11 protein-coding genes are annotated in these 11,982 nt (G+C 37.0%); 9 read left to right on the top strand and 2 right to left on the bottom strand.

Features of this window, described 5'->3' with window-relative positions:
- Position 1: 1 nt before the first annotated feature.
- Together A2J09_RS13420 and A2J09_RS13415 are read left to right on the top strand one after the other, a co-directional pair.
- Complete coding sequence (locus A2J09_RS13420) at positions 2-715, top strand: pseudouridine synthase (protein ID WP_012295713.1); 714 nt, start codon at positions 2-4, stop codon at positions 713-715.
- A gap of 164 nt (positions 716-879) precedes the next feature.
- Positions 880-2,397, top strand: coding sequence for a GGDEF domain-containing protein (locus tag A2J09_RS13415; protein WP_012295712.1), 1,518 nt, complete (start codon positions 880-882; stop codon positions 2,395-2,397).
- A 58-nt stretch (positions 2,398-2,455) separates the two neighbouring features.
- On the opposite strand, the gene A2J09_RS13410 is transcribed toward A2J09_RS13415, so the two are convergent.
- Together A2J09_RS13410 and A2J09_RS13405 are read right to left on the bottom strand one after the other, a co-directional pair.
- A complete protein-coding gene (locus A2J09_RS13410; RefSeq protein WP_012295711.1) occupies positions 2,456-3,625 on the bottom strand; it encodes an MDR family MFS transporter in 1,170 nt (389 codons plus the stop codon).
- Positions 3,626-3,937: 312 nt separating this feature from the next.
- Positions 3,938-4,159, bottom strand: a complete 222-nt coding sequence (locus tag A2J09_RS13405; RefSeq protein ID WP_004226074.1) for a DeoR family transcriptional regulator — start codon at positions 4,157-4,159, stop codon at positions 3,938-3,940.
- 356 nt (positions 4,160-4,515) lie between these two features.
- Between A2J09_RS13405 and pepV the strand changes: the two genes are divergently transcribed.
- The 7 genes from pepV to A2J09_RS13370 all read left to right on the top strand — a co-directional run bounded on the left by pepV (position 4,516) and on the right by A2J09_RS13370 (position 11,943).
- Positions 4,516-5,922 carry a dipeptidase PepV gene (gene pepV, locus A2J09_RS13400; RefSeq protein ID WP_036162322.1) on the top strand — a complete coding sequence of 469 codons (1,407 nt, stop codon included), beginning with the start codon at positions 4,516-4,518 and terminating at the stop codon, positions 5,920-5,922.
- Positions 5,923-5,949: 27 nt separating this feature from the next.
- A complete protein-coding gene (gene dat, locus A2J09_RS13395; protein WP_012295709.1) occupies positions 5,950-6,804 on the top strand; it encodes a D-amino-acid transaminase in 855 nt (284 codons plus the stop codon).
- A 230-nt stretch (positions 6,805-7,034) separates the two neighbouring features.
- The gene (locus A2J09_RS13390; RefSeq protein WP_012295708.1) at positions 7,035-8,036 is read left to right on the top strand and encodes a nuclease-related domain-containing protein; all 1,002 of its coding nucleotides are present in this window, start codon (positions 7,035-7,037) and stop codon (positions 8,034-8,036) included.
- Between the two features lie 2 nt (positions 8,037-8,038).
- Positions 8,039-8,977 carry a diacylglycerol/lipid kinase family protein gene (locus A2J09_RS13385; protein ID WP_012295707.1) on the top strand — a complete coding sequence of 313 codons (939 nt, stop codon included), beginning with the start codon at positions 8,039-8,041 and terminating at the stop codon, positions 8,975-8,977.
- Between the two features lie 96 nt (positions 8,978-9,073).
- A complete protein-coding gene (trmB, locus tag A2J09_RS13380; RefSeq protein WP_012295706.1) occupies positions 9,074-9,724 on the top strand; it encodes a tRNA (guanosine(46)-N7)-methyltransferase TrmB in 651 nt (216 codons plus the stop codon).
- 11 nt (positions 9,725-9,735) lie between these two features.
- A complete protein-coding gene (locus A2J09_RS13375; protein ID WP_031418585.1) occupies positions 9,736-10,599 on the top strand; it encodes a YtnP family quorum-quenching lactonase in 864 nt (287 codons plus the stop codon).
- A 117-nt stretch (positions 10,600-10,716) separates the two neighbouring features.
- Positions 10,717-11,943: a carboxylate--amine ligase gene (locus A2J09_RS13370; RefSeq protein WP_012295704.1), complete on the top strand. Its 1,227-nt coding sequence runs from the start codon at positions 10,717-10,719 to the stop codon at positions 11,941-11,943.
- The last annotated feature ends 39 nt before the right edge of the window (positions 11,944-11,982 follow it).

Here is an 11,982-nt window from a genome sequence, read left to right as displayed (position 1 = left end):
GATGCGTTTAGATAAATTACTTGCAAATATGGGGTATGGCTCGCGCAAGGAAGTTAAGCAGCTATTAAAGCAAAAAGCTGTCACAGTAGACGGTGCTTCTGTCAAGGATGCTGCCATGCATGTAGATCCAGAACAGCAAAATGTATCCGTCTATGGAGAGCGTGTCATTTATACGGAGTTTGTCTATTTTATGATGAATAAACCACCAGGTGTTATTTCTGCAACAGAAGATTTAAGAGATGAAACAGTTATTGACTTACTGGAGCCAGTAGACCAGCATTTTCAACCTTTTCCGGTTGGCCGACTCGATAAAGATACAGAAGGCTTACTGGTATTAACGAATGATGGCATATTAGCTCATAATTTATTGTCTCCTAAAAAACATGTGCCAAAGGTTTATTACGCACATATTGAAGGTGTTGTAACGGAAGAGGACGTAGAGAAGTTTGCGAATGGTGTGGAGCTAGATGACGGGTATATGACAAAGCCTGGAAAGCTTGTCATTCTCAAATCTGCACCACAATCTGAGATTGAGTTAACCATTCAGGAGGGCAAGTTTCATCAGGTGAAGCGAATGTTCGAGGCTGTAGGGAAACGCGTAACCTATTTAAAACGTATATCTATGGGGAATCTAAAGTTAGACGATCAACTGGAGCTAGGTGAATATCGTGAGCTAACTGTAGAAGAATTAGACTGCTTACAAAATAACCCTTAACATGTTCCTCGGTGCTGACTTAGCATCGGGGATTTTTATATACAGCCTTATAACCGTAACTGTATAATATGTAATGTGTTATCTTAATATAGTGAAGAAACGTATCATTCTCTAAGATATTTCCAAAAAATGATGGTGAAAATAAGTAGAGGGCGGGCCAATAAATGAAGAACCTGCGAATTAAATTATTACTATCTTTAATAGCTTTTGCAGTCATACTTGTTGCTGTGATTTCGTATGTGAATAGGCAAATATTAGCTGACGATATAGAAGAACAAGTAGCCAGAAATAGAGTGTTAATAGAAAATCATATTCTTACAGATATGCGAGCTGTAGATAATGCGCACTTATATTTTGATGCAAATATGTCAGACGAAATGGAGCAGGCACTTAGAGCTTTAAAAAACTATTATCGTGAGAACCCTAATGTTGCTACATGGGATTTACAACAATTGAAAAATAAACATGATATGGATATATACATATTAGATCAGACTAATACAGTGTTATACACAACATTTGATAAAGATATAGGTTTCAATTTTTCTAAGTGCTGTCAACGTTTTTCTGCCTTATTGGATGAACGGCGTGCGAGTGGAGAATTTTTTACAGACGGAATAGACATTTCCACAACGACAGGAGAATACCGAAAATTTGCCTACCTTGCGACACATGATAAGAAATATCTACTTGAACTAAGTATAGACTTATTGAAAAACCCAGTCTTTCAAACCTTTAACTTTGAAAAAACTTCAGAATATTTGGTAGCGAAATATGTTGATTTAGTAGAAGTGCAAACGATTAGTGCTGGTGGGGTTTTCTTTAATGATTCAAAATCGAAGCGGATAACCGTTCAAGAACAATCCGAACAGTTTCAGAAATATTTTGAGCTAGCAAGGAAGAAGATGCAGCCTGTCGAGTATCAAGAAGCATTTAATCAGGGTTATATGGAAACGCATCTTTTTTTACCATATGAAGCAGAGACGGTCAGAGGGGAGTCTTCCCACAGAATTGTTTATGTGAAGTATGCTAATTTCACAAAAATGGAAGCGCTTCAAAAAAACACAAAACAGTTTTGGGTTTTATTAACCATTGCTTTAATAACTGCCTTTGTCATGCTGTTAGTTATCAATAAAATACTCTCTAAAACAATCCATCTCGCCACTTTTGATCCGTTAACAGGTGTCTATAATCGAGCGACCTATATTCGAAAAATGGATAGCTTACTAAAGAAACGAAAATTAAATAGACCTGGACTATTGTTAATCGATTTGGATAATTTTAAACAAGTAAATGATCAATTTGGCCATGCGGAAGGCGATCAGATCCTAATTGGAACAGCCAAAATCCTAAAAAAAGTAGTGAAAAAAGACGGATTTGTCGTAAGATTTGGTGGCGATGAATTTGCCATGGTTTTGTACGATACAACAGAGCATCATATGCAGCAGGTAGCAGATGCTATCTTGACGCAAATAAGGACTCTTAAATTGGAAGATCATGCCATTCAAAAATGGTCCGTTCTATCAGTGAGTATGGGGGGGGCTATCTATCATCATCCCGAAGATTCAGAAATGAGCTTATTTGAACGAGCAGATCGAGCACTCTATCAATCGAAAAATGCTGGTAAAGACCAATATTCTAGCTTTGTCGAAGTGGCAGAGGTCGAAGATACCAAGATTTAAAAAAACGCCCCATACTATAGATAGCAAGGTGAGCTATTTTATAGATATGGAGCGTTTTTTAATGTGTTGATGTTTTAGATCGGTAAAAGATACAGCTACATAATACAAGAATGGCAATAATTGCAAACATGGCACCCATATAGTGCGTTAATAGCCAACCTCCAATAATGGGTCCTATAAAGCCCCCTAAATTTTTAAATTGTGCAGCGCCAAGGTAGGTCGCTTTTTGGGTGTCAGGCGCAATTTCATCAATCATGACATTCATTGTAGGGAAGGCAAAGATTTCGCCAATTGTAAAAATAATCATCGCGATGATATAGAGTGTATAGTTGCTAGAGAACCCAAACATAAATAGTCCGATAGCAAAAAACAGAATACCGACTAATAGAGTGGCGGAGGATGAAAATCGTTCAGACACAATACTAATAGGCAATTGTAATAATAAGACGACCGCTGCATTGAGTGAAATCAATAGGGAATACAATTTTGTCCCATTTTCAACGGTTAATTCAATAACTTGTGGTAATGTCGAATCAAATTGAGAGTAGCCAATATTGATAAGGATTGCTCCAAAAATAAAGCTAAGTAACACACGATTTGTTAAAAGGATTGTGAAGGTATGCAATATTTTTGTTTGAGTTACAGCTTTTTGTTGTTGCATTTGATAACGATTTAACACGAAAAATAAAAATACAGCGTAAATTATATACATAATACCTGTTAGCATAAAAGGTATACTAGGACTTGCTAACTGAGAGATATAGACGCCTATTATTGGACCAATGACTGCGGCAATATTAATGGCCGTGTAACGTAATGAAAAAAGTCTTTTCCGTTTATCAGCAGGTGTAAAATCAATCATTAATGCCTGAGTGGAAGGTTCAAAAAATGAGCGACAAAGACCATTCAAGGCGTTGAATAGAATAAATAACCAAACCGTATGGACAGTGGCAAAGCCAAAGAATACGAGGCTCCACACTATAATCGTTATTAGAATGACACTTTTCCTTCCAAAACGATCCGTTAAATATCCACCGAAAAACCCGCCAACAGTGGAAATAAGGGGTGCAATACCAATTGTCAATCCAATTTGTAAAGGAGTGGCTTCAATTTCATTATGTAAATAAATAGCTAAAAAAGGCATTGCCATAAAGCTTGCAATCCGTGTGAAAACTGTTCCACCTAAAATAATCCAAACTAATGGATGAAACAAATTTGACAGTTTCATATAAAGCCCTCCTCTCAACAATTTAGAATGTTTCGAGTTTAACGGATTGTTAAGCAACTGTAAATAGTCAAAATATTCTCTAGAGATACACGTCAGTGAAATAAACTAAATGACTGAACGAGCTACACTTCATTTAAAAGAGAAAAATGAGACAGAGCTACTACGTAGAAGACCGTTCAATTTGTTAGCTTATTTCCCTGCCGATTCAACACGATAAAAATTATCTAATAATCTTCTAACAACAAAAAAAGAATGACCCCGACGAAAGGTCATTCTTTTCCATACACAATGCTTTACGCATTCTACGTAAAACTAAGACGTCAATTTTACTTTTTTCTTCGTCGTTGTCCATCTGCCTCGACTTGGACTCGTCACCAAATCGTTAAAGGCTAACACGTTCAAATCTCTTTGAACGGTGCGAGGAGTGATACTAAACTCTTCGACTAAATCCTGTGTAGACACGGTTCCTTTGTCTAAAATAAACATGTACACGTCTTTAATACGATTAAGCATTCGATCAGTAGTTGGTTTCATTAAATGAACCACTCCTTCATCTTAATTCTCTTGGCAAAGACTAGCGGACGACAATATGTGCGGAGTGCACTTAGGCTATTAAGTAGCTGCCTTAGACATCCCCTTTTCTAATTTTTATGTCAGAACAATTATTCTGATAACTTCATTATATAGAAAAACTACATGATTTTCTAGTGAATGCAAGAGAAATTTACAATAGAAACATAAAATTTTCACTGTATTTTGTGGGAATACGTGAAAAACATGCTATATGTGGTAGTGTCAGTAGAAGTTACTGAAAATAGTTGTCAGAAAGAGGATTGTCATATATGTTGTAAGGTGTAGAATAATGTTACTACTTGAAGGAGGTACATGGTATGGATTGGTTACAGGCTGCAAAAGAAAGGCAAGATGAATTAGTACAAGAGTTACAGGAGCTTGTGCAAATTAATAGTGTTCTTGATGAGGATACGAAAACTACTGAGGTACCTTTTGGTAATGGTCCACTTCAAGCGCTTGAATGGTTACTTGCGAAGGGCCAAAAAGAAGGGTTACTAACGAAAAATGTTGATAACTATGCTGGACATATAGAAATGGGTACAGGTGAAGAATTATTAGGTATTTTATGTCATGTTGATGTTGTTCCAGTTGGAGATGAAGCTGATTGGACATACCCGCCATTTAGCGGTACTGTAGCTGATGGTAGGCTGTATGCACGTGGTGCAATTGATGATAAAGGCCCTACAGTTGCGGCATGGATGGCTATGAAGCTTGTCAAGGATGCAGGTATTCAATTAGATAAAAGAGTGCGAATGATTATTGGTACGGATGAAGAAACAGGGTTCCGCTGTGTCGACCACTATTTCAAACAGGAGGAAATGCCGTCAATCGGTTTTGCCCCCGATGCAGATTTCCCGCTCATTAATGCTGAGAAAGGCATTGCAGAGCTTGTGTTCTCTCAAAATAAAGTAGGTGATGTAACGAAAGAACAACTACTATTATTTAATGCAGGAAAGCGTCCAAATATGGTACCAGATTTGGCAGAAGCCTCAATTCAGCATGCCTCAGCGGAATTCGAACAGAATTTTCAAACATTCTTAAGCAAAAATCAGCTAGATGGCTCTTTATTAATGGAGGACTCTCGCTATATAATAACTATCAAAGGTAAAGCAGCCCATGCAATGGAACCAGAAAAAGGAATCAATGCAGCTGTTTATCTTGCTGCGTTTTTACAACAAGAGTTGACGACTGAGTCAAGTAAGCAATTTGTCGACTTTATCGCAGATGTTTTTTATCAGGATCATTATGGCCATCAGCTTGAGTTGCAATTCGAGGATGCCATGTCTGGTCAGACAACATTAAATCCAGGCATTGTTAGCTATGATGTCAGTAAAGGTGGCAGTTTAGTGATTAGTATGCGCTATTCTGTGTCCTATCCATTCGATGAAAAAATTACGGAGGCTCAACGTTTAGTTGTAAAAAGAGGATTTTCATTAGATATTCAAGACGACTCCAAGCCCCATTATGTCAGTGAAGATGATCCATTTATCCAAACATTAGCGGCTATTTATAGACGTCAATCAGGAGATACAGAAACACCGTTATTATCTACAGGTGGTGGAACGTATGCACGTGTGCTGAAAAAAGGCGTGGCCTTTGGCATGCTATTCCCTGGGGAGCAGGATGTGGCGCATCGGGCGGATGAGTTTGTAGTGATTGAAAATCTTGTAAAAGCAGCGGCTATTTATGCGGAAGCAATTGTTGAGCTTGCGGGAAAAAAATAACATAAAGACGAAAAGGATGAACGGAAAATGGCATATTCATTATGGAATGATCAAATTGTTGAAGAAGGATCTATTGCAATCTCACCAGAAGACAGAGGTTATCAGTTTGGTGACGGTATTTATGAAGTAATTAAAGTTTATAACGGAAATATGTTTACAGCACAAGAGCACATTGATCGTTTCTATGCGAGCGCCGAAAAAATTCGCCTTGTTATCCCTTATACAAAAGATGTTTTACACAAGTTACTACATGAGCTAATTGAAAAGAATAATCTAGAAACAGGACATGTTTATTTTCAAATCACTCGTGGGGCTAATTCACGTAATCACGTTTTCCCGGATGCAAGTATTCCTGCTGTATTAACTGGAAATGTAAAAGCGGGTGAACGTGCATATGAAAACTTTGAAAAAGGTGTTAAAGCCACTTTTGTTGAGGATATTCGTTGGTTGCGTTGTGACATTAAATCTTTAAACTTGCTTGGTGCAGTATTAGCAAAACAAGAAGCTGCGGAGAAAGGTTGTTATGAAGCGATCTTACATCGCGGAGATATCGTGACAGAATGCTCTTCAGCTAATGTTTACGGAATTAAAGATGGAAAACTTTATACACATCCAGCTAATAATTTCATCTTAAATGGTATTACACGTCAAGTCATTTTAAAATGTGCGGAAGAAATTAATTTACCAGTAATCGAAGAGCCAATGACGAAAGCTGATTTACTAACAATGGATGAAATCATTGTGTCGTCTGTATCTTCTGAGGTTACGCCAGTCATTGATGTGGACGGCAACCAAATTGGGGCTGGAGTTCCCGGTGAATGGACTCGTCAATTACAGCAATCATTTGAAGCGAAATTACCACTTTCAATGAATACCAAATAAAAGAACCTTGTAGAGAACTATCTGTATGGATAGTTCTCTTTATTTATGGGTGTAATGTTGGGTCTCGTCATGTAAAATAAAAAGGATAGTAGAATAATCTTACAGATTGAAATTTGTAGAGCAAATGTCGATGTAATGAATACATAAGAATGCATAGACTCTTTTTTACAAAAGGGATCGAGAAAAAAGAGAACTAAAGAGATGGTAAGTAAGAATGGAGTGACCTTTACATGGCACAATTAGTAAAAATACAAGATTATATTTCTCGCTATCAAATTGACTTAGCAAGATATCCTACACAATTTGTACGCTTGAAGAAAAGCCAATGGGACCGTATTAAGCGTCAATGGGAATTGGGCGAAGATATAAGCGAATGGCAACATATTGATAATGAGACAGAAGCGGATACTTTAGAGGAAAAAGAGCGATTTTCCTTCATAAAAAAAATATTTACTGGACGACAAAAAGAAACAGAAGATGTTGAAGATATAGAAATATCAAACGAACTCATAAGTAGTGAGGATACTATTCCAGAAGAAGAAACAACACTAACATTTGAACCTAAGATTGTGTATGCTCCACAATCCATCCATGAACTGAAGCGTATGTTTATTGATCAATTCTTCCATTTCCAAATGAAATGGGCTAGCTCAACATTACGTGAAAAATCATATGTAGATCCTCGCTTCATGCGTGATTCGTTACTACGTACTTTGTTACAAACATTACCAGATAATTTTTTGTTGTTTTATTATCCTATCCTACAAATCAGAAAAGCACCGATTGAGCTTGATGTCGTATTAATGTCTCCGACGGAGTGTATTTGTATTACCGTTTTAGAAGCAGAAAATCAAGCTGTATATGTTGGTGGCAGTGATCGCTTTTGGATGAAAAAAGTAGGAACAAAGGACTTAAAAGTTTTGAATCCAACGATAAACTTAGCACGTATGGAGTCGGTACTATCTCAATTATTTAAAGAAGAAAACATAGATATGCCCATTCGTAAAGTTGTACTAACGCGGAATGGTTATTTTGATTATCCGGGTTCACCGTATGGGGTTCGTTTTGTTGATCGCCGTAATTATGGAGAATGGATGGAGCATTTGCGAAAGGTTTCTTCTCCAATGAAGCATATGCAAATACGTGCGGCTCAAACAATTTTAAATACTGTACAAACCACTTCGTTTAATCGAGATATTTGGCAGCAAGCATCACAAACAACAGAGGACTAAGTATGCAGATTCTATTTATTGTCAATGAAGCTGCCGGGAACGGAAAAGGGAAGAAAGTTTGGACTCAACTTCAAAAGCACCTAACGATAGACTATCAAGTGACTTTTACGGAATATGAAGGACATGGACGAGAGATTGCCAAACAATGGGTATTACAACAGCTGAATCCAAAGTTACTTATAGTTGTTGGTGGAGATGGTACCATCCATGAGGTGTTTAGTGCTGTTGTACATAATGAATTGTTAGTACTGGGTGTGGTTCGTGCTGGCTCTGGTAATGATTTTGCTCGCTCGTTTCCTACATTTTACAATGCTCAGCAAATCGAGGACTATGTAATGGCTTCTACCATGGCATATACACAAATAGATGCAGGGAACATTCAGCTCAGCGATAGCTGGGATGAATTCTTTGTCAATAATGCTGGCATTGGTTTTGATGCATATGTCACAAAATCGATTAATACATCACGCCTTAAATTTTACCTCAATAAATTAGGATTGGGTAAGCTATCGTATGCTGTTGCTGTCATTAGAGGCTTATTTAGCTTTAAATGTTTTAACGTCACCATACGTTCTGATCATCAAGAGTGGCAATTCCAACGAGCATGGTTTGTCGCCATGTGCAATCAGCCTTATTTCGGCGGAGGTATGAAAATATCACCAGCCGCAAAAGCAGATGATGGCCGAATGGACATTACAATTGTCCATGATATTTCTCGTCTAAAATTATTACTTATTTTTGTTACTGTTTTTTTTGAAAGGCATACGAAGTTTAAAGAAATCACATTTTTACAAGGACAACATTTCGATATTATCGTGAATGATGATCACAAGGTTGATTGTCATATGGATGGTAATTATAGCGGACGTGTCCATCAGGGTACTACCATCCACTGTACAGTGCAACAGAAGGCATGGAATATTACGACAAAGAGTTCTTAAATAATATCATTGCGCAATAATTTTATGCGAATGTAAGAGGAATACGTTATACTATAAAAAATCAATAATTTTATAAGAAAGAAATGAGGAACAACAGTGAGATTAAGAAATAAGCCTTGGGCAGAGGAAATGATTACAAATCATCCAGAGGTAATCGTTCCGAATCCTGAAGACTTTAAAGGAAATTGGCAGGTTGTTTTCGGAAATAACAACCCCATTCATATTGAAGTTGGTACTGGGAAGGGACAGTTTGTTACGGGAATGGCTTTGCAAAATCCAGATATTAATTATATTGGGATCGAACTTTATGATAGTGTAATCGTTTGTGCATTAGAGAAAGTTCTAGAAGCAAAATCTCCAGCGAATTTACGTTTACTTAAAGTAAATGGCGCGGATTTAAATAAATTCTTTAATAAAAATGATGTAGCACGTGTGTATTTGAATTTCTCAGATCCTTGGCCAAAAACACGTCATGCCAAAAGACGTTTGACGCATGGGGATTTTTTGAAATTATATGAGTCGATTTTGGTGGATAATGGGGAAATCCATTTTAAAACGGATAACCGTGGTTTGTTTGAATTTTCGTTAATCAGTATATCTGAATATGGTATGTTATTAAAGTATGTATCACTCGACCTACATGCAAACATGCCAGAGGATAATGTGATGACTGAATATGAGCAGAAATTCTCTGCGAAAGGACAGCCGATTTACCGCTTAGAGTCGCAATTTATCACTAAATTGTAGGGGGAATATGGATGGATCAGTTACAGTTTCACAATATGTCATTATCATGGCTTAACGGGGGTGTTACGTGTCTAGATGGTGGTGCGATGTTTGGAGTTGTCCCAAAACCACTTTGGTCGCGCAAATATCCAGTCAACGAAAAAAATCAAATTGAATTACCAACGGAACCAATTCTTGTTCAATATGAGGGCAGAAACTATCTTATTGATACGGGTGTTGGCTTTAACAAATTAAATGAAAAACAGCTAAGAAACTTTGGTGTAACAGAAGAATCTTCGTTAGCGGATAGTTTACAAGAGCTTGGTTTAACGACAGCAGATATCCATGCGGTGCTAATGACACATTTACATTTTGATCATGCTGGTGGTTTAACTCAGTGGCAAGATGATGTGCTTGTGCCTACTTTCCCAAACGCTAAAATTTTCGTAACAAAAATTGAATGGGACGAGATGCGTAACCCAAATATTCGCTCCAAAAATACGTACTGGAAAGAAAATTGGGAGCCTGTACAGCACTTAGTTGAAACCTATGAAGGTACGTTGGAAGTAGCTCCAGGAATTGAAATGATTCATACAGGTGGTCATAGTGAAGGTCATGCTGTAATCAAACTTACTCAACAAGGTGAAGTACTTTTGCATATGGCAGACATTATGCCTACACATGCTCATCAAAATCCATTATGGGTTTTAGCTTATGATGACTATCCAATGACTAGTGTTTTTGCGAAAGAACGTCTTATGAAAGAAGCTCTTGCCAATAACTATGGCTTTATTTTCTACCATGATGCCTATTATCGTATGATTAAATGGGATGAAACGGGGAAAGAAATCAAGGCTAAGCTCGAACGTAGTAGACAAGCTGTTATTACATTCTAACAATGACGAGGTAGTTGACATGAAAATGTCGATACCTCGCTTTTTTGTTCGTGAAGATGATGGAAAATATGATACACTAAACACGAAACTAAAATATAAAAGAGAGTTGAAATAAACATGGCAGCTGAACAACCATTTTTACCAGTTTTACTAGGGTCAGATATGAATGCATATGGGATGGCCCGTGCATTTTATGAAGCATATGGAATTAAACCACTTGTCTTAGGACGTTCTCATTTAACAGCAACACAAGATAGCCATATCCTGGAGTTTCAAGAAATCGACCGTTTAAATGAGCAGGATGTCTTTGCACCTGCGCTTGCACAAGTTGCAAAACAATATGCTGATCAAAAGCTATTGCTATTAGCGTGTGGTGACGATTATGCTAAGCTTATTATTAAAAATAAGCCAGCGCTGCAGGAGCATTTCACAGTGCCTTACATCGATGAATCTTTAATGGATGAAATTTTACTTAAAGAGAATTTCTACAAGATGTGTGATAAATACGATTTTAAATATCCAGGGACAACGACTGTAACAGCAGATAATTATGAAAATTTTACACCTCCATTCGAGTATCCAATTATTTTAAAGGCGTCAAATTCGGTGGAATATTGGGCATGTAAATTCCCAGGGAAGAAAAAAGTTTTTGTTGCGCATGACGAGGCAGAAAAAACAGCTATTTTAAAAGCGATTTATAGCTCAAGCTATCAAGATACAATGATTATTCAAGAATTTATCCCTGGTGATGATTCTTATATGCGTGTGCTTAATGCTTATGTGGGCAAAGACGGGAAAGTGAAGCTAATGTGTCTAGGAAATCCTATTCTAGAAGAGCATTCACCTGAAGGAATCGGCAGTTATGCAGCTATCGTAACAACATACGATAAAGAATTAATGGACCAAGTACGTTTCTTCTTAGAGGACATCGGCTATACAGGCTTTGCCAATTTCGATATGAAATACGATATTCGTGATAAACAGTACAAGCTGTTTGAAATTAATTTACGTAATGGACGTTCCAGCTATTATGTAACGGCAAGTGGCCATAACTTAATGAAGTATGTTGCTGATGATCATATGTTAAACATTAAGCAAGAAGTTACTTATGTAGAGGATAAACATCTATGGATGATTATTCCAAAAGGTGTATTGTTCAAATATGCATCGAACGAAAAGCTTAAATTAGAGGCAAAAAAATTAATTAGCGAGGGTAAATACACAAACTCCCTTTACTATAATGAAGATATGAATACAAAGCGTTGGGTGAAGCTAACACTCAATAACTTAAATTACTATCGTAAATATAAAAAATACTTTAATAATAAAGGTTTATCAGAATAATAAAGAGAAGCCATCTCAATTAAAAAGGAGATGGCTTCT

Origin of the sequence: Lysinibacillus sphaericus, assembly GCF_001629735.1 — a bacterium.
GTDB classification, from domain to species: Bacteria; Bacillota; Bacilli; order Bacillales_A; family Planococcaceae; genus Lysinibacillus; species Lysinibacillus pinottii.
This window is presented reverse-complemented; position numbering and strand designations above follow the sequence as displayed.